The organism is Bradyrhizobium liaoningense (genome assembly GCF_018130825.1).
In the GTDB taxonomy this organism is placed as follows: domain Bacteria; phylum Pseudomonadota; class Alphaproteobacteria; order Rhizobiales; family Xanthobacteraceae; genus Bradyrhizobium; species Bradyrhizobium liaoningense_B.
In genome coordinates, this window is record NZ_JAFCJS010000001.1 from 1,468,744 (window position 1) to 1,487,634 (window position 18,891).

Sequence of the window (18,891 nt, forward strand, 5' to 3'; positions counted from 1 at the left end):
GTGACAAATGCCCGTTTTCGGCCGGATAAGCCCAAGTGCGCGATTGGCAAGTCATTGATTGTTCTTAACCAGTGGCTGTCTCTTAATCAGCGGGTCCCAGGTGCGAGCCCTGGTGCGCCCACCATTTCAAGCACTTAGCAAGAAAAACCGTTTGAGTAGCTGATTTTTCAAACGGTCCGTTTTCTCGAAAGGTACGAGCGCGATCGCTTCCCTTAGAGCGAAGGTTCGGTAAAGCCGCCTGCGCTTGTCTGTCGAGATGCGCGGAAGTCGACACGACCGCTGCCTGACGAGCGATCGCGTCAACGCCTACGATCCTTTCTTGCGTCCGCCGATATGGTCGCGGGAGCACTGTCGAATATCTCGCGGTACTCCTCGAACATCTCCGGATCTACCTCCGAAAGGATTTGGATCAGGGCGCCGGCCTCATCGTCGAGAAGGAAATCCAGTTCTTGAGACCTTCGAACATCCTCGACGACCCTCTCGAAGAGATGTCTGGCACCAAAGCGTGCAATCGCGCGTCGGACAAGATCTACAGAGTCCGCACTTTCAGGTCTTGCACGTAACGTAGCTCCAACGATTTGAGCGATAGAGCTCCAACTCGCGTTGCTAAAGATCGGCGCAAGGAGATTGTCGCGCGTGACTTCGTCAAGCCTCCGTGCCCTGTCGCGAATGACATATCGAAAGTTGAAACCGACTTCGGTTGGAAACTCTTTGCAGCTACTTTCGAGAACGCCCAAAAGCGGACCACGTATAGCGCCCGCGCTGAGCGACCAATGCAACAGGACTTCAATCGCAAAAATTTGCTCTATTGTTTTGGCGGCCCTCGTCGCCCAAAAGACGCGAACTACTTTGTCTACGATATCAAGTCTCTTGTCATCGTCGGCTACGGTTTTCCAATAGTCTTCCAAGGAAGAAATATAGAATCCGAGCCGATTTCTTTCCCCCGATTGCGTGTTCAATCGTGATGCGAGCAACTCCAATACACGGTCAAGCGAAAGCAATCCGCTCGTTGCAGAGAGGGCGATCTCGTGTTCTGTTCCGTCGCCGGCATCCCACGCGGCTAATATTGAGGGAAGGAGGTCCACCCCAACATCTTGCGACGCCCAATTTGAAAAGAAAGTCGAATAGGCGAATATCGGATGGTTGTGGACGCTGACCATTGAAAACGCCAACTTTATCGAAGGTGTTTTCAACTCGGAACTCGTCGACGTGATAATCGCCAAGCTCCGGCTTGTAAGTTCAGGCGCATTGAGCAAGTCGCCATTCTTGATGTAAGGAAATATCAAGCGCGGATGCGCCTTCGTAAGTTTGAGGAAGAGATTGAAGCTTTCCGAACTCCTTGATTTGGCCAATCCGCGGACGATCGTTCCGAAGTCGAATTTCTCGAGGAAGACGTAAATAATCTGAGCGCAAAATGAACTGAATGAATGCTCGGACCCAATCCGGCTCTGATCCTCAAGGCCATTGAGAAAACGTTCCTGAGCGTGAGTTGGAGACACCGTCAAGAAATGCCGAACTACTTTGTATTGCGAAAGCGTATCGATTTGGTGCCTAGCTAACTCAATTCCGTCGCTACTACCGACGTCTTTGGATCGAAATGGATAGCTGCCCTCTCTAGGCCGGCCGAAGGCAGCAAGCTTGATCATGCGCCACATCCGATCGTCATCGAACGCGTAAGATATGTGGTCGTCAGAAAGAGCGTAGCTTATACTAAAGTGGCCGTTCCAAGTCGTATCGAATTCCGAACCGGCTTCATCGAATAGAGGCAATGCATCTTTCGCCAAATCCAATGGTCCGCCTTTTTCCGTACTTCCGAGCACGCGCATTAGTGGAAATAGTGTTCGGATCGAATTGGGCGCGGTGATACTCTCCGATAGCGGTCTCAGGCCGTTAAGTTCTTGCACCAGCCGTTCTGCCAGCAAAGAAGCTATCTCAGGATCGTGTTCCGAAAGTAGCTCAAGACAGCGTGCGATGGCGCCCGCCGAGGTGCCAGCGGTGCTTAGATTGTTTACAATTGTGATGAGGGAGAAGTTGCTTTCGTCGAGTCGACTTTTGATAAATCGCGCAATCTTTGGAGAGACCACGAAGTCGAAGATTTCATCGTAGACATAACGATACCCACCCGGAACGCGTTCGAGGAGACTTTCGCTGACAGCGGCCTCAGCCAATTCTTCGTCGTCGGTGTCCTCAAATACGCCAATTGGCAGAAAACCACGATGAGTGACTTTATCGCTCTCCGTCCATTCCTGGATTGCACCACGGATGCGGTCGCGACTTCGCTTTGAGCATCTGAAATGTATCTTTCTTATCACTTCATCGATGTAGAGCGACAGCAATGTTCGAATGCGAACGTGCTCTAATTTCTTGCCTTTGTTCGCCTCGACCATGAGCCGAAAGACGATCGGATGTCGAAGATCCGAGAAAGGGAGGTTTGCCGGCAGTCCATGCAATGAGACGAGCGTGTCAAATTCGTCGCGACTGAAGCCTTCGATTGCAATAAAAGGAAAGCGAGCTTTGTTTTCGGCTTTCAGCGCAGGATTAGGCTCGTAGAGTTTGAGAGATCGGGATAATTCAGTCAATTCGTCTAGGCGATCTTCTCGTGTGATGAAGAGAAGTTTCCAGCCTCGACGCGCGATGTTCGTTGCAAATGGGACCAACGTGTTCTTCGTGAAGCTGTCCCAATCGCCAGGAATTGCGAGCTCGTTGATGCCATCGACTACTACCAGCGGTCTAGAAGTTGATGCTGTATCAAAGTGCGTAACGTTTTCAAATGAGGTGATATTGAGCGCGCTGAGGAGGGCATCAACAAGGGTGTCCGTCGTGTGTCGAATCTGAGCGGCGCGCAATAGCAGTACTGGACGCTTCAGAGTGCGCGTTCTGAGGATGCGAGCAACGCTTGAGCTTTTGCCAACGCCGGAAGTTCCTGCGAGCACAGCTGTGTCAGAGTCGCTCTTCAGAAACAAAGCCAAGCTGTTGACCAGCGAGTCACGCTCCAAAATGTATTTCGGATCGTAAACGCCTGAATCAGCAAGACTGTGTATTGCGCTTCGAGTTTGTATCCAGGCGAGGGCGGACACTCCTTTGCTATTGGGCGCTGATCCCAATCTTGTTAATTCACGCTCAGCCCAAGAGAGCAGCTGCGAAATTTGCTGACCGTTATCCTCTCCCTTCGTAGGGTTGCGTTGTGCCGGTTTGGTAGAGCGCAAGGGAACAAAGAACGATTGTGCTAGCTGATCTGCTGCGGCGCATGCCATCGCGACGATAGCACCATTTTCTGCCGAGAATACGGGAGCGCCGCTGACACCTCCGGGGATTGTCAAATTTTGTTGAGATAAAACACGCTCGATAATGCGTTGCTGCCCTCCAATTTCGTAGACAATTGATGTTTCACCGATCACCGGTGCTTGCACAACGAACGGTGCAACGATGCCCAGTTCGGGATTGAGCATTTGCAGCACTTGAAGCTGACTGCTTGGGATTCCTAAATATATGGAGCCAGGCCTCACAGCTGCTGAGGCCGGTGCTTCACGCGGGAGTTTCGGGAGATCTACCGCGAGCAGCGCCATATCACGGGCTTCGTTGTAGTCGACAATCATTGCCTTGATCGGCTTACGATGTTGGAGATGGAGTTTGACAGCCTGGAGACCCTTCTTGCCTAACACGTTGTGCAATGCTGTAAGAAACAGGCACGACTGGCCAACGCGTTGCAGCAGGAAAGCTGTACCAGACCGACCGCCACTCTCGATGCTTGCGACGCTACGTAGCATCCGATTGGGAATTGCTTGGACTCGCATGTCTGCTTTAACCCCGGCTTATTTTCCAATTATCCAGTAAGGTTCGTTGTCGCTTGTCTTGGTTCGTTGAAGAGCGAACCTCTTCTCGGGTGGGGTGCCGGCGGTAATCAACGCATGCATGTCTTGCAATACGTTTCGGGACTCGGCGACATAGCCATGTCCAAGCATTGAAATATCGGAGTTCACGACGTTTATTGTATCAATTCCTGGAACGATCATGACTGGAGGGAGCAAGCCGGCTCTAGGGAAGTCATGAAGCCAACGAGATGCTTCGACAGCACGGTCCTTCGGGGAAACATAGAGGGTGGCTCGGCTCGATGACCGAACATAACTGTCGCACAGGTTCTTGAATGTGCCGGCGTCTACGTCCGCCGCAGCTAGGATGATTTGGCCAAAGAGTGCCTTTCGCCGCTTGGCAGTGCCCTCGATCCGGTTGACAGCTCGTAGAACTCCTCGGTTCCCCATGCTGTGGGCGATAAGATGAACACGACGTCCTTCGGAAGCAAATTTTTCGATGAAGTCGGCGAGCGAGACCTCGCTCGCCTCAATCGTCGCTTCGTCGCTGATGTAACCTTTGAGTATGCCTTGAGAGGGCCAACTAAAGAACGCCATGACTCCTTCGATCGACAGATCGAAGCCAACTTGGGCCGCGCGTAGGGCAGCCGCTGAAAAAGAAACGTTGTAGCCGTGAACGAAGATAACAACGTCTCGTCGGCCTGGTGCGACCTTTGCCAGGTGCTCTCGCGCAGACGCCCAGAATGCGTCCTCGTTTAGTTCGCTAACGTCAGTAATTTTCAGACGATCGTCGGTGCGACTAAGAAGCCGCTTCCACCACGATGATCCGATCGAGCCAATCTTGTGGGATTTCGGAACCGACACGATGCACTTTCCGTAATGCGTGGTGTCATCGCGTTCGTTCGAATAGCCGCGATTTGGGGCCTTTGCATCTATGGGCTTGCGGTTGGTTCCGTACCAGACAGCATATTGAGCGCCTTCGTTGTCGGTCTTCACAACGATGGGTGAGGTTGAGATTGGTTTGGCGACTGTCAGCTTGCCAGATCTTGCTGAAACAAGTGAAGCTGCACGAAGCCTTTTGAGAATCTCGCCGACGGACTTGGCTTCCAGCAGATCACCTTCGCTTATCCTCAGCTTAGCCGCCACGATCGAGGGAAGTGAGTTAATGGCTTTTGCTAACGCGCGCCATTTGCTGTCGCTCTTCAGACCGCAAGCGGCGCGGACGTCGGTGCGGGTGCTGATCTTGGTCGCTTTGTTCGTCAGGCGTGCCTTGAAAAAGTCGATTAAAGCCGTTTTTACGACCGAAAGGTCTCGTGTCGGCATTTTTGCCTCCAGTAACCAGCGCGGAAAGCCTAGATCATATACAACTTAAGAGCGGTAGCAACGGGGGTTGCTTCCTGCGCCTCTATGCAGGCAGGCCAACCGGTTGCTTGAGGCAAACTCCGCAAGGAGGACTTCTACGCGGCCGTGAAGTCCATGCCGACGGTCGGCGGCGTGGCGCTACAGCGCGTTTCTCTGGCGAACTTCCGCAAGACCGTCGCCCTGCTCGTCACCAGGATGACGAGCATCTACACCGGGCTCGTGGCCGTGATCGCGTTCGGCGTCGTTTACAACAACGCCCGCATCTCGCTGTCCGAGCGGGCGCGGGAGCTGGCCAGCCTGCGTGTGCTCGGCTTCACGGGCGGCGAGGTGCCGCGCATCCAGCTGCTTGAGCTCGCGATCCTGGCGCTGGTGGCGCAGTCGCCCGGCTGGCTGATGGGCTACTGGCTGGCTTGGGTTATGAAAGACGAACCTCGCCGGCGAACTGATGCGCGTCCGCCTCGTCGTCGAGCACTCGATCTACGTAGTCGCCGCATCCGTCGTGGTGCTGGCAGCCATCGCCTCCGCGGCCGCCATCCGCCAACGCATTGACGACCTGGGCCTCGTCGCGGTCCTCAAGGCGCGTGACTAGCCACGCGGTACACCGCTCTGGGGATTGAGGAGCAGCGGGTCAGGGTCACCATCGACTTCGCGGACCCGCCCGAGATGTGGACCTCCCTTGGCCACGACTATCGGGTCGTCGTCAACGTGACCACCTGGAGCGCTCCGGACGCCGTGGTCGTGCCGGTCAGCGCTTTGTTCCGGAAAGGAGACCGGTGGGCCGTTTTCGCCGACGAGAATGGCCGGGCCCAGATCGCGCTCGTGCAGATAGGGCGCCGGAATAACAGGTTTGCCGAGGTGGTCTCAGGGATGGCACCGGGCGATCGTCTTGCATCCAAGCGATCGAATTGCTGATGCTGCTAGGATCGCAGAGCGAGCCGGACCTTAGACAAGAACACAGTTGTACGTTTGGGTGCCAGTTTATCGACTGGACCGATTCATAGTGCGCTGAATTCTAAATGCGCTGAGCTTCAGATCGATCCCTGCTCCACTAGGGCAACAGGTCGGACCACACTGCATCCCATCGGAAATGATGCCAGGGGCCGCACGCCGGTACGCGCCTCTTCCGAGCCAACCCTGCAACTCATGATCTTGAGCAATCGATCCGCTCAAAGCGGCAAATACCGCGGTGCTGATCGCCTGCTGCTGCATGCGCAGATGATCTTCGAGAAGCTTGTGCCGTGTAATATAGCCCGCGTTTACTCCCGGAATGGCATGGTTCATCAGGAGCTTGGCGTCGACTTCGGATACGCCGGCCGCGGTTGCAATCGTACGGAAGGTCTGACGGAGATCGTTGCCCCATTTCGATAGCACTTCCCGGTCCTCCTTGGCTTCCGCTAAATGCCCCGATCCGCTGTCGGCTGGAAACACCCACTCGTGTGCTTGCGGTGGATACATTTGTCTGCCGAACCGGACAGCGCGGATGAGGCAAAGGATCATCTGGCGCGACAACGGAATATCGAAGGCTTTCTTCCTGCCACCCTTCGGTTTGGGAACGTGCAGCGTCCGGCGCCGAAGATCTATGTGTTCTGGCTTGGCTTCCTGGAGCGCAGTGGGCCGAGAACCGCAAAGGAGAGTGAAGAGGTGGAACTCTCTACGCACGGGGTTGTCGAGGGCGGCGAGCTGCGCAAACCAGCCCTTCAGGTCGACCGATCCCATCCCAGTGTTGCGGCGCTCCTCGACATTCCAGTCGACCGCATCGGCTGGGTTATCTGACGGCAGCGACCTGTTCGTCTTCCGTGCATGATTGTAGATGGCCCGCAGGGTCCGCATGCTACCATTGGCCATGTACGGGCCGTTCTCACTTGTAACTTTATCGTGCTTCTTGGCCACGCGAGCCGGATCGGTTGCGAGCTCATGGAGGGTGGTGTCCAGCCATTCCGCAAAAATTCGTTCGACGTGATCGCGGTAGCCCTCGATGGTCTTTCCGCTGCGGTTCTTACGGATCAGATGTGCCTCGAGGTACCGCTCCCAGGCCTGCCTGAGAGTGATGCTCGCGGTTGTATCGCCACTTTCCATCGCCGAAGCCGGACTCGTCTCTTCAGTTTGCTTGTTGTCCTTCGGATGCCGTCCCCGGCTAATCTGCGCCAAGTACTCCTTGGCGGTGGCGCGCGCAGCTCGGGTCGACATCTCATTAGCGTCTCCAATGGAAACCCTAATGGATGAAGCCCGCTTGCCACCGCGCCTCAGGTCACCTTGGACGGTAAAGGTTCTCCGTCGCTTTCCAATGACCACGAAAAAGCCCTTCAATTCTGTATCACGCGCTAGGTACCAGCCTTCTTTCGGAGCGGGTAATTGAGCGATTGCCTTGTCGGTGAGAGAAATTCGAATATCGGTCATTACGAGCGTCCACGGCCGCCAAAACGGTTTTCAAACGGTGTTGGCGGATTGAGCAGTTGGAAGGTTTGAGTTCGACGGAGCGCGAAACTATGCGAGAAACACCTACAAACAAAGGGCTTCTCCAATACTCATCGTAGCGCGGCGTACATCTAGAAACTCTGGCGAAGGGATAGTACTGAACTCTTAATCAGCGGGTCCCAGGTTCGAGCCCTGGTGCGCCCACCATTTCAATGACTTAGCGAGAAATACCGTTTGAGCAGCTGATCTTTCAAACGGTCTTTTTCGAAGTAGCGCTACACCAGCGTTTGGCGACGTGATGCTGCCATAGCTCAGGAGTTCGCGGTCTTGAGTTGTTCTGCCAACGCAGGATGCGATTTGCCGCCGGTCGGCGTCAGCGAATGATCAGTGCGATCTGTCCAATGATGGACTGGAACGAGAGTTCGCTGCGGAATCTTTCTTGCTCTCCACCGAGGGTAACCATGTTGGCCGAAGCGTAGAACTCCTGCGGCTTCTCCAGCATGGCACGGGGCGGCAACACGTCCTCGTTGAACGTGTGCTCGCACCAGCGCAGAGCATCCGTCAGGCTCTTATTTTCGGCAAGATCGAGCGGTCTGTCATTTTCTCGCACCTCGGGCAGAGCGATATCGCGCTTGCCGAAGCGGACGATCGGATCGCCGCTGGATTCGTCAATGTGACCATCAATTCTGTCAGAAGGCATATCTTGCACTCCGTGTTGGGGGGCGACGGCGATTGTTTGGCGCTCTCCGGTACACGACGGGCAGCCCTTTGCGGCCGTCTAGCCGCCATCGATCGCAAGATTGGTGCCGGTGATCTGCGCGGCATCGTCGCTGCACAGAAAAAGCGCGAGCGAAGCGACCTGTTCGGCCGTGACAAACTCCTTCGTGGGCTGCGCTGCGAGCAGGATGTCACTGATGACCTCATCCCTCCTCAAATTGCGCGCCTTCATCGTATTCGGGATCTGCTTCTCGACCAGCGGGGTCCAGACGTAACCGGGGCTGATGCAGTTGCAGGTGATCTTCGATCGGGCGAGCTCCAGCGCCACCGTCTTGGTGAGACCCGAGATGCCGTGCTTGGCCGCGACATAGGCCGACTTGAAGGGGGAGGCGACCAGCGAGTGAGCCGAGGCCGTGGTGATATGCGGCCCCAGCCGCGCTTCTTCATGCCAGGAACCGCTGCACGGATGGCATGGAATGCGGCGGACAGGTTGATCGCGATGACCGCATCCCATTTGTCGGGCGAAAATTCCTCGATGGGGGAAACGTGTTGGATGCCGGCATTGTTGATCAGGACGTCCACGCTGCCGAAAGTAGTTTCGCCAAGCGCGATCAGCTCGGCGACTTCGATTGGCTTCGCCATGTCCGCGGTCGAATAGATCGTCTTGACCCCAAAATCGCTTTCGATCGGCGTGACTTCGGAGGACATCGCCACGACATTGAACTGCGTGCTCGAGGGAACGCCGATTACCCAGGTGCGCGACAGCATCTATCTCGTCAATGTCACGGGACGTGCGACCAACTGGAACGTGCTTCCATCGACACCCTGCGCGATCTGCAATTGACCGGGCTCGGCGGTCAATCGGTGCCGCTCGGTGCCGTCGCCAATTTGCGTTATGAGCTCGAGCAGCCGACGATCTGGCGGCGCGCGCGGCTTCCCACCATCACGTTGAAGGCCGGCATCGTTGGCAACACGCAGCCCAAGACGATCGTGGATCAGCTTGCGCCGAAAGTCGCGGAGTTCAGCAAGGAGCTGCCGGCCGGCTATTCGGTGAAGCTCGGCGGCTCCGTCGAGGAGAGCGCAAAGAGCCAGGCGCCGATCGTAGCTGTCGTTCCACTCATGCTATTCGTCATGGCGACGGTGCTGATGATCCAGCTACAGAGCTTCCATCGCTTGTTCCTGGTGTTCGCGGTTGCGCCGCTCGCCGTGATCGGCGTCGTCATGGCCCTGCTGCCGAGCGGTGCTCCGCTGGGCTTCGTGGCTATCCTCGGCGTGCTCGCGCTGATCGGCATCCTGGTCCGCAACTCCGTGATCCTGAACGTGCAGATCGAGCATCTAAGGAAGGAGGGGCGCCCAGCGTGGGAGGCCGTCGTGGAGGCGACCGAGCATCGCATGCGACCGATCCTGTTGACCGCAGCCGCCGCAAGTCTCGCGCTGATTCCGATCGCGCGCGAGATCTTCTGGGGGCCAATGGCCTACGCGATGATGGGCGGAATCATCGTTGGCACACTGCTGACGCTGCTGTTCCTGCCGGCGCTGTATGTGGCCTGGTTCCGCATTCACCCTGATCACAACGATCACTCATCTATGCATGAGCCCGCCGCGCCTGCGCACGACACGCCAGCCGCCGAGGCGATCTCCGCATCCAAGCCGGTGCCCGTCCTCGAAACTCAATTCTAACAAGAGAGAAGACCATGTCCCGCAAGATCCCGATGATAATGTCGATCCCCGTGACGTTCGCAGCCATGACGTTGTCTCCCAATGCGGCGTTCGCGCAGTTTCCTCCGCCGCCACCCATGGCCGGGCCCCCGCCAATTGGGGCCGGAGGTCCTCCGGCTTTCGCGGGGCGTCCTCCGCTAGGCCCAGGCGGTGCACCCCGTGGTGGCCTTAGCGGCCCGCCGCCTCATCCAGGTGAGGGACCCGCGCCGCGCGGTGCTCTCGCCGCGGCCGGGCGTGTCGGCCCTGCTAGTCGCGGCGGACTGGCGGTGCCGGGTTCGGCTCGCGCGATATCGGTCACTTACAACCGCTTCGGCGACCACGGCCGCTATGGCGGATACGAATACGGCCATCGTGCCGCCTATGCCGCAGGCGCCTATGCTGCCGGAGCCACCGCCGGCTACACCTATGGCCGCTCGCGCGATGGCTATTCCTCGGAGAGTGACTGCTACTACGTCTACAGGCGATACCGGCGCGTCCTGGCGTGCGATTGAGCCGTAAGCCGATAGCGAATGCTTGTGGAGAGCGACGTCGGCCTTGGATGTCACCCGCAAAATCCGAGGGAGGAGGAGAGGCAGCAGGCCGCGGCAGTGCTTGAGAGCACCATAGTCAGAATTGCCTTCGTGAACGTTATATCGGCCTCCGTAGTGCGGCGGCCCAAGGCCGCCGCAGCCGCATCGGCACACCGCCGGGTGGAGGTGGGTCGTCGTCTTCGCCATCGAGCTTGCGCAACGCGGCGAGGATGTCCGCGAGCCGGATCGTGCGGCCCATGCCGGGGATCTCGCGCAGCGCGGGACAGGATTCGACGGCGAACATGTCGGACGCCCAGGACGACAAGATGATTCGCTTCTCTGGCGCCGAGAGCTCGTTGTCGTTCAGGACGTCCTCCGGAGACGCATAGTGCGCGGCCGGATGAAAGAGGGGATTGAGATTGCCGGTGTTCGTGTTCGCGTTGGACATCGATTGCCTCCCTTAACGCTCCTTTCGTCGGGACGGTTTTCCGCGGTCTCGGGCGGCGGGGACCGCCGCCCGAGGCGGTCTTCACTGTGTGCTGATCGCTATGCGCTTGACGCCCGCTCGCGGGTTTTCAGTCTTCGGAAGTGATATGGTCAGCACGCCGTTCTTGAACGACGCTTCGGCCTTGTCCTCCTCGACGTCCTCGAGCGCGATCTGCCGCTGAAACGATCCGTAGTAGCGCTCGGAGAAATACTTGCCTTCATCCTTGCGCTCGCTTTTCTTCTCGCCGCTGATGGTCAGGACGCCGTTCGCGATTTCGATCTGGACGTCCTTCTCCGTCATGCCGGGAAGCTCGGCCGAGATCGTCAGCGCCTTGTCGGTCTCGCTGAGCTCGATCTTTGGCCAGCCGAATTGCCCCTCCATGAGGGGCGCAAGGCCAGTCCCGCCGAAGCTGCGGAAGGCATCGTCGAACAGACGATTCATCTCGCGATGTAGGGTCGTGAACGGATCGTAATTGCTGCGCGCCGGCGCGAGTTCCTGATTCCGCGTCCGGGGAATGAGATCACGAATTGCCATGGATTCTTCTCCTTCAATGCATGAGGCTGGGAGCGCGGCCGCGCTTGCGCACGCCGCGTACCGCCGTCGAACTTCAACCGTGCGTCAGGCAGCCGTCTTCTGCTCGATCTGCGAGGCGCGAGAGGCGACGCTCCCGATCTGTATCCGGCGCGGCTTCATGGCTTCCGGCACCTCGCGGACGAGATCGACGATTAGCAGTCCGTCGCGGAAGGAGGCCTCTCTTACCTGGACATAGTCGGCCAGGTTGAACACGCGCCGGAACGGGCGCGCGGCGATGCCCTGATAGAGGTACTCGCTCGTCGCCTTCTCGGGCTTCCGGCCCTCGATGGTGAGCGCGTTCTGCTCGGCCGTCACGGTGATGTCGTCGGCGCCGAAGCCGGCGATGGCGAGCGAGATCCGGTAGTGGTCCTCGCCGGAGCGTTCGATGTTGTAGGGGGGATAGTTGTCCTCGGTCGCCTGGCGGAGCGCGCTCTCGACGAGGCCGGCCAGGTGGTCGAAGCCGATGGTGGAGCGCCACAGGGGCGCGAAGTCAAACGTGGTCCTCATAACCAAGTCCTCCAAAGAGCAAGATGGATACGAAGGAGCGCAGGAGAGGGTTTTTCGGACAGGTCCGAAGACACCGATCCGGCGCCCGTGCCGGACCCGTTGAAGGCGTCCGGCACACCGCTCTCGCGGCGAAAAATGACGTAGAAAAACGAAAGGCTGTTTCAAGAGGGCGATCGCAAAAAATTTTGCAGCGAGCCCGGCGCCGCTCGGCGCGCCCTGCGCGGCTTTTTTCGAAGGATCGCAGATGCGGCGAGAGACGTCTTGACAGCCAGTCGCGTCAGAATATTTTTGCGCCGGGAAATCTCTTTCCCGGCTTTCTCAACGTCGAAAAGGACTGTGACGACCGTCAGGAGAGACGACGATGCTCGACGAAGATCTGGCCCGCATCCGTGCGCACCGCAACAACATCCACCGCTATCGACGGCTGCTTCGGACGAAGCTGTCGGAGCTGGAACGTCAGTTCATCGAACGACGCCTTGCCGAGGAGCAGACCGCGCTAGATGCTCTGGCCGCCGACACCTTCCCCGTCGCTTTCGCGCTTGCGAAAGGCCAGCCGGATTCGGCAAGGATCGGAGCCGAACCATGAGCGACGTCCGTGACCTCCTCATAGGCGGCGCGAGAAGCGCCCACGCAGCGGCGACGGTCGGTACCGCATTCATTCGAAGAACCGGCGATGGATCGTGCACGAACGGCGGCCTTTGGCGGACTGGAGCACAACGTTCCGGGTTAGGCTGCTCTCCGATAAGAAAGCAGGGCCTCCGAAATAGTGGGTTTCGCGATGTAGCGGACCAGTGACTCGAACCCCCGACGTTTCCGATATCGATCTGCGCCAATCCGACGCGCTCTTGCAGTTGGATGTTTCGCTGTAAGCCATTGATCTCAAATGATTGGATTTTGGCTCGGTTGGAAAAATTCTCTCGAAAAATCAGCGGCATGGCGAGAGGTGCCACTGGCGATCCCCCGGTTCTCGCTTGCGGCCTGCCGCCATCTACTGCATTGGCTGCACGCGATGCATGGAGAAGTAAACCAAGACGGCGCCAAAGAGATTCAGGGCCGCGGAGAAATAGAAGTCCCATGCCAGGCCTAGACCGTCGGCAACTGCGGCGGAGGCCAGCCGGCCAATCAGATTGCTGGCAACGTTGCCGGTGATGGAGGCGGCAAACGCGCGCCGTCCGCGTCCGTAGCGCTGCACTGCTCACCAAGATACGCAAGCGTCAGGGTAAATGCACAGGCCCTGCGCGACGCGCAGTATCGTGAAGAACGCTGATATTAGGCGCGGTTGCGAGCAGACTTGTGGGGATTGCGAGGAGCGTCAGGCCGAGAAGGATACCGCCCCTTCGGTCGATATGCGGGCTGAAGAAACCGACAACGAGACCTGCGATTGCCATGCCAAATGTGCTGGCATTGACGGCAAATCCCATTGCCGCCAGTCACTCCGTAGTGGCGCGTCAGGGAAGGGAGGATCGCTTAAGTTGCGAACATGTCGACGACGGTCAGGAATGCCGTCAGTCCGATCACAAGCGAGCGAAGCACGACGCCTCGAGAATGTTCGTGGAGTTCCATCGCAACGGACTTCATGCGGGCGGACATTTCGGTCATTGCACGACCTCCTAGGCTCGAAGGGAGGATGTGACGCCCGGCGTGCCCGGCGGCACCGGGGATCCCGGGTCGTTACATCCGGCAACGAGGGCTGGGGCTGGGAGCGCTCGTTACATGTTGTGGTCGTACGGATCCTTGCGAACGTCGCTGACATAGAGGTGACGGTTTCCTTGCCGAGATTCCGCAGGATGCGCGTCAAATGCGTCTTCGTCGGTGCTCTGTGTCCTCAGCCAGCTTGGTCCAGTCAGCGGCCAGCCTCAGCCATGCCTCCTTGTCGAGGGGGGCGACCGTCTTGTCCGCCTGTTGGCGGCACTCCTCGGCTTCCTTACGGAATCGTTCTACAACGTTCTCGGTCATGGTCATCGAGACAATGCGGCGAGGGGTGATTCAGGGGGTTATCTCAGAGGCTGTAATCCTGGTGATCGCAGCCACTCGTTGATATGCAAAGCATTCTCGATTTGCCGCGACCTCCGGATTATGCGCTCGCGCTCGACGCCGGGCGGCGTGCCCTGAGCTTTCATGCGGAGGCGAACGGCCTCTCGAGCGAGCCGTTGTTCGAGTGAGGGTGTCTGCGCGAGATAACGCTCTGTCACGGAGCTGCTCCCTGTTCGAGTGCGGCGGGAGCGCAACCGGCGTTCTCATCACCGAAAGAAGCCACGGGCCGAGCGGTGATGGATGCAGTGGATTCCCTTTGTGACCAGGAGTCTAGCCAATTCGGTTCCGTAGCGCGGCGCTGGACGTTGGCGATTCGCTTGGTTCCGGGGAACTAATCCTCTGGCTCTAACTTGGGTCAAGAACGGGGACGGTTTCGTTCGCAATGGAGCGAACGATGGACTCTTTGAGCAGCGATAAGCTGCCGCCACTACCATCTCGGGAAGACCGCCGCTGCCCTCGCTGCAGCGCCCCGTCCCAGTGGCTTGCCACGCTACTAGACACCCTTAATGGAAAGACGGTCCGTATATTCGTGCGGCGAGTGCGGCGATGTCACTTGGGGCGACTAAGCACGCCCCTATTGCGGCGATGAATTCGGCACGCCGGCGCGGCGGCTGATCGAGCCGATCAGGACATTGCCGAAATAGATCAGCCATGTCTCGCGGCGGAGATCATCCTTGCTGCAGCGGCGGGTGAGGGACATGCCCACATCAAAGCGCTGGCGGGACAACTCGCCAAATTGTCAATCGCTTGGGTCGCGCGTCGTGGGTGTGGAAAAGCACATGAAAGAGGCTGCCAACTGATGCGCATCAACGCCTCGCCTATGTTCCTTCTCGTGAGAGTCGAGCATTTCGAGCTGACTTGCCAAGCCGTTTAGGCTCCGCGCGATGCTCTTAAGCAGAGGAGCTTTTTTGGTGGAAACTCTGCATCCTTCGCTTGTGCTTTGTACTCCATGGCAGCCTCGCGGCACTCAGATGCATTCATCATGCTCGGAGTCCCTCGACAACTCTGGAAGATGGAGCGCTGCCTTTTCGGCCACCAAATCTGCTAGCAATCGAACCGCCGCTGTTTCGTTCTGGCGGTCGGTGACGCGGGACTTAAGGCGCCGGTAACGAGCGTTCTGATTATCGACCTCAATGCATCGTTCGCACATGGCTCACCGCTCTAAAGGTCAGGCAGGAGTATGAAGTGCTCTCAGTCACCGATAATCGCCGAGGGCCGGTCGATGATGAACCGAACCTTATCACCGTAATACGGTTTCCCGACAGAGCGAACCAGGACACTGCCAAACTCAACTTAGGACGGTTGCGAACTACTGCCGAAGGCGCTGCCGACTGAGACGGCCTTACTGGCCCTCTGAAGGCGGCTTGGTACTGCGGCGCAACAGAATGGATGGATTGAACTCCGCCAAAACCTTCTTCGCCAATTTGAAGACCTCCCGGGCGCGCTCTACCAGCCCGCGATCATATTCGCTCGAACGAGAAATCTGGAATCGGCGCACCGGGCGGGGATTCTTGGGCATGGGTGTTAAGCCGTCACCGACTTAGAAACGCAAACGCTTACTCAGGCACCAGTATCGCGCGGCGAAAGGCAAAGCTGGCTTCCAGCGGGTCTCACTTTTCGGAGATGGAAAACGTCATTCACTCGCCGCAGGCCAAAAGGAGACGGGAACTTTGCGGCCCTCTCGTGCTTTTTGAATCCGTTTTTCGGGGCAGGATCGTCAGTTGGAGAGAGGAGCCATGCAGCGACGACGCCGGTTTAAGCAGATTTATTCGCTTGAAGATCGCCTTGCCGAGGAAGCCAGAGAGCTACGCCAACGGGCCAAGCAACTCCCCCGGGTCGCGAGCGAGAGGCATTGCTAAGGAAAGCGCAAAACGATGAGAACGCCGCTCATTTGACGGAGTGGCTCGTCTCCGCTGGCATTCGGACTCCGCAATGAGCCAAAAGCAGCCTTTGATTGTCATCAACGTATCGAACCCGGCCGCGTTCTCGGGGCAAAGCAGCATCATCGTGCTCGAATACACAGATGAGGATGCCGCTATGAAGGTGGCTAGAAAAATCGCTCTAGAGACTGGGCGCAGCGTTACAGTGCGCGGTGGCGACAACGGCGTGATTGAGACGATACCGGCTGCCATGACCCATTGAACTCGGTGAGTAGAGGCCGCCTCATTGGCGGCCTCTTTCATTTGCGATTGCGATAGTCCCAGACACGATTGCTCGAACTGAGTAGGCGGATGACGAAAAATGTCGTTTTCGGTTGGCAGTCGGCGATAGCTCTTGAACTGCCGGATTTTGAACCTCTTTGAAATCCACTAGTTACTCTTTGGCATGGAATTGAAGCGCGGCCGCTTACGATGTTGACTTAATCGATGCTCCCTGACCTGACCGGCGGGCTGCCGTGCCAGCTTCGAACAGCGTCGGCGTGCCCGCAAGGCAGGTTGGGGTTGCGAACACGTCAAGGCGGCCGCGGGCACTTCCGGAAGGACACGGTCTGCGTTTTGCACCAGCGTGATGCCGCCGGATTTGAGCAACGCTAGGCGGGCCGCCCCTTTCTCAGCGTTCCGGGTGAGGACGGGGTCGTCCTGATCGCCGGATCGACCGGCGCTGCATTAGTGCTGTTCGCCCTTCCAACCGTTACGTCACACCCGAATCCGGCTGCGATCGCGTTTACGCCGTGAGAGCGGCGGGTTCCTTGTAGCGTTGGTTCCTTTGCCATCCTGGCGAGCTTGTTGGCGAGCGCGATCGCGGCAACCTTGGTGGGAGCGCGCTAACAACGCTGTGAGCCAGGGCCGATGCGGCGCGCCATGGATCTTGGCATACCGGATCACGGCGAGTGCGCCTGCCGTGAACAGGCTGCGTAAGTAGCGATCGCCTTGCTTACTGATACCACCAAGCTTGCCCCCACTGGAGTTCTGCTTCGGCACGAGCCCGACCCAGGCCGAGAAGTCCCGCCCCGATCGGAAGGCATTGGCATCGGCAACGCTCCGACTAGCGCCGTTGCCAGCGCTGGAGCGACGCCGGGGATCGCATCCAGTCGCTTGCTCGTCGCGTTCGATCGATGCCAGGCGACAACGCGCCTGTCGAACTCAGGATCTGAGCCTTCAATGCCCGCAATTGACTGCCGAGAGCCGCAAGACACGCACGGGCCACCTCCGGGAGTCGGTGTTCAGCTGGATCGGCGACGACTTCCAACAGCTGTTCGACACCCCGGCGCCCGACGGGTGCGACGATCCCGAACTCCGCTAGATAAGCGCGGATTGAATTGATGACGGCAGTCTGCTGGCGAATGAAGAGATGGCGCACGCGATGAAGCATCAGACAGCTCTGTTGCTCGATCGTCTTGATCGGCATGATCCGCATGTTGGGCCTCGTGACCGCCTCGCAAATCGCCTCCGCGTCGGTGCTGTCGTTCTTCTGCCGCTTGACGTACGGCTTCACATAGGCTGGAGGCATCAATCGCACCGTATGCCCCAATGCCTGCTACTCACGGGACCGATAATGGGATAACGCGCAAGCCTCGATCCCCACTAAGCACGGCGGCAACTTCTCAAAGAAGGACAGCACGAAACGGCGCTTGAGCTGACGGTGTATGACCACTTGGCCGGCCGCATCGACGCCATGCACTTGAAAGACCGACTTCGCGATATCCAGACCGACCGTCGAAATTGACTGCATAGGCTGCTCCTCCGAATCGTGGGAGCCTCAAGAACGGCGCCCATACCTTGGCACTCTCGCGTCGGTGGAGGGGCCGTCCACAGCATCAAAAGCGGAAGTCAGCGTTGAGAGACCGTTAACTGAGGCCGCCTTACTCGTCCCATATCAGCTTGTGGCACTCTTGGCAGCGATAGACGTAAGTCACGGTGCCTTTGGCCGTGTTGGGGAGCATCAGGTAAAGTCGTGGAACCCCATCGCAGAGAGGACAATGGCTTGGCGGTTCCCGCGGTGGCTGTTGTATCGGAACCATGACCCGCTCCATTTTGAAGGCGGGAGCGCGCGTCTCTCTCAGCCACCGACGCCTCGGCGATCTCGGCCGGTGATGCGGATGTAACCGGGATGATGTTGGTTGGTTGCTAAGCCAGGTTCACGTGGAGGCGAGAAGCGGCCTTAGAGCATCAGTATCAGCCAGACGATTAGGCCGGTGTTGACGGCGCCTATGGTGACAATGCCCGCTTGAATAAGTCGCTCGGTCACGATGTCCCCTCGCGATTGAGGGAGGAGCATGGGCTCAATCTGAACCGGCGTCTATGCAGGCTGCGCCAGAACTTCGGCGTCTGCAATCCGGGCGATCTCAGCCATTCGCTCATGTGCGATCCGGTGTCAGCCTGTCTGGCTTTTCGGAGGAGGGTTTCGCGCTCAGGGCCGTGCGGGGGCTGTCCACTAAAGAGCGATAAAGCTAGAGATGACGGACTTCGCCGGGAAAGTTACATGAAAATCAGTATCGGACGCTGGACGTCGCACTCAATGCTTTTCCATCTCACGCAAAAACGCCGCCCGCTTAAACGAAGCGCAGGCGGCGGCTTACCAGCCCCGGGAGGGAGAGAGTAAAATCCCGATAAAGCTTAGTCTCGGCGTGGCATGCGGGAGTTCATCAGGGAGGGCAAGAACTCCGCCCAAATCTAAGATGGCGGCTGCAGTCCCGGCGAGGTCAACCATTTGTTGATCTCTCCAGCAATATCGATCTGCCTGGCTTTTCGCAAAAGTTCCGTACGCCGGACGCCCAGGGGCATTCCCTTGGCCTGTAAGCGCAGACTGTTTGCCTCTT

The 18,891-nt window shown here is 58.2% G+C and carries 14 protein-coding genes and 3 pseudogenes; 5 read left to right on the forward strand and 12 right to left on the reverse strand.

Annotated elements, in window-relative coordinates; all coding sequences use genetic code 11:
• Positions 1–299: 299 nt before the first annotated feature.
• Together JQ603_RS07185 and JQ603_RS07190 are read right to left on the reverse strand one after the other, a co-directional pair.
• Positions 300–3,794, reverse strand: a complete 3,495-nt coding sequence (locus tag JQ603_RS07185; RefSeq protein ID WP_349630700.1) for a trypsin-like peptidase domain-containing protein — start codon at positions 3,792–3,794, stop codon at positions 300–302.
• Positions 3,795–3,812: 18 nt separating this feature from the next.
• The gene (locus tag JQ603_RS07190) at positions 3,813–5,132 is read right to left on the reverse strand and encodes an alpha/beta hydrolase (RefSeq protein ID WP_212337716.1); all 1,320 of its coding nucleotides are present in this window, start codon (positions 5,130–5,132) and stop codon (positions 3,813–3,815) included.
• 153 nt (positions 5,133–5,285) lie between these two features.
• On the opposite strand from JQ603_RS07190, the gene JQ603_RS07195 reads away from it, so the two are divergent.
• Positions 5,286–5,720, forward strand: coding sequence for an ABC transporter permease (locus JQ603_RS07195; RefSeq protein ID WP_349630709.1), 435 nt, complete (start codon positions 5,286–5,288; stop codon positions 5,718–5,720).
• A 429-nt stretch (positions 5,721–6,149) separates the two neighbouring features.
• Here JQ603_RS07195 and JQ603_RS07200 read toward each other — a convergent pair whose 3' ends face one another.
• From JQ603_RS07200 to JQ603_RS07210, 3 genes and pseudogenes are all read right to left on the reverse strand, one after another.
• Complete coding sequence (locus JQ603_RS07200; protein ID WP_212337717.1) at positions 6,150–7,568, reverse strand: tyrosine-type recombinase/integrase; 1,419 nt, start codon at positions 7,566–7,568, stop codon at positions 6,150–6,152.
• A 391-nt stretch (positions 7,569–7,959) separates the two neighbouring features.
• Entirely contained in the window at positions 7,960–8,286 is a 327-nt protein-coding gene (locus JQ603_RS07205; protein WP_212337719.1) for a hypothetical protein, read from the reverse strand.
• A 78-nt stretch (positions 8,287–8,364) separates the two neighbouring features.
• Positions 8,365–8,996: pseudogene (locus JQ603_RS07210) on the reverse strand (3-hydroxybutyrate dehydrogenase); the annotation flags it as partial.
• Positions 8,997–9,143: 147 nt separating this feature from the next.
• Between JQ603_RS07210 and JQ603_RS07215 the strand changes: the two are divergent.
• Together JQ603_RS07215 and JQ603_RS37945 are read left to right on the forward strand one after the other, a co-directional pair.
• Complete coding sequence (locus tag JQ603_RS07215) at positions 9,144–9,983, forward strand: efflux RND transporter permease subunit (RefSeq protein ID WP_433996625.1); 840 nt, start codon at positions 9,144–9,146, stop codon at positions 9,981–9,983.
• Positions 9,984–10,288: 305 nt separating this feature from the next.
• Complete coding sequence (locus JQ603_RS37945; protein ID WP_245003402.1) at positions 10,289–10,513, forward strand: hypothetical protein; 225 nt, start codon at positions 10,289–10,291, stop codon at positions 10,511–10,513.
• A gap of 136 nt (positions 10,514–10,649) precedes the next feature.
• Here the strand turns inward: JQ603_RS37945 and JQ603_RS07225 are convergent, their stop codons facing one another.
• The 3 genes from JQ603_RS07225 to JQ603_RS07235 all read right to left on the reverse strand — a co-directional run bounded on the left by JQ603_RS07225 (position 10,650) and on the right by JQ603_RS07235 (position 12,098).
• Positions 10,650–10,979, reverse strand: coding sequence for a hypothetical protein (locus JQ603_RS07225; RefSeq protein WP_212337723.1), 330 nt, complete (start codon positions 10,977–10,979; stop codon positions 10,650–10,652).
• A gap of 81 nt (positions 10,980–11,060) precedes the next feature.
• Entirely contained in the window at positions 11,061–11,552 is a 492-nt protein-coding gene (locus JQ603_RS07230) for an Hsp20/alpha crystallin family protein (RefSeq protein ID WP_212337724.1), read from the reverse strand.
• A gap of 84 nt (positions 11,553–11,636) precedes the next feature.
• Positions 11,637–12,098 (reverse strand): Hsp20 family protein, encoded by a 462-nt coding sequence (locus JQ603_RS07235; protein WP_212337725.1) that lies wholly within the window; start codon positions 12,096–12,098, stop codon positions 11,637–11,639.
• 361 nt (positions 12,099–12,459) lie between these two features.
• On the opposite strand from JQ603_RS07235, the gene JQ603_RS07240 reads away from it, so the two are divergent.
• The gene (locus tag JQ603_RS07240) at positions 12,460–12,684 is read left to right on the forward strand and encodes a hypothetical protein (RefSeq protein WP_212337726.1); all 225 of its coding nucleotides are present in this window, start codon (positions 12,460–12,462) and stop codon (positions 12,682–12,684) included.
• A gap of 408 nt (positions 12,685–13,092) precedes the next feature.
• Here the strand turns inward: JQ603_RS07240 and JQ603_RS07245 are convergent.
• The 3 genes and pseudogenes from JQ603_RS07245 to JQ603_RS38265 form a co-directional block, all read right to left on the reverse strand.
• Positions 13,093–13,697: pseudogene (locus tag JQ603_RS07245) on the reverse strand (MFS transporter); the annotation flags it as partial.
• A gap of 195 nt (positions 13,698–13,892) precedes the next feature.
• The gene (locus JQ603_RS07250; RefSeq protein ID WP_212337727.1) at positions 13,893–14,060 is read right to left on the reverse strand and encodes a hypothetical protein; all 168 of its coding nucleotides are present in this window, start codon (positions 14,058–14,060) and stop codon (positions 13,893–13,895) included.
• 646 nt (positions 14,061–14,706) lie between these two features.
• Positions 14,707–14,832, reverse strand: coding sequence for a hypothetical protein (locus JQ603_RS38265; RefSeq protein WP_271581675.1), 126 nt, complete (start codon positions 14,830–14,832; stop codon positions 14,707–14,709).
• Between the two features lie 1,232 nt (positions 14,833–16,064).
• On the opposite strand from JQ603_RS38265, the gene JQ603_RS07255 reads away from it, so the two are divergent.
• A complete protein-coding gene (locus JQ603_RS07255) occupies positions 16,065–16,274 on the forward strand; it encodes a hypothetical protein (RefSeq protein ID WP_212337728.1) in 210 nt (69 codons plus the stop codon).
• Between the two features lie 565 nt (positions 16,275–16,839).
• On the opposite strand, the pseudogene JQ603_RS07260 reads toward JQ603_RS07255, so the two are convergent.
• Positions 16,840–17,804 (reverse strand): annotated as a pseudogene (locus JQ603_RS07260) (IS110 family transposase); the annotation flags it as partial.
• Between the last annotated feature and the right edge of the window lie 1,087 nt (positions 17,805–18,891).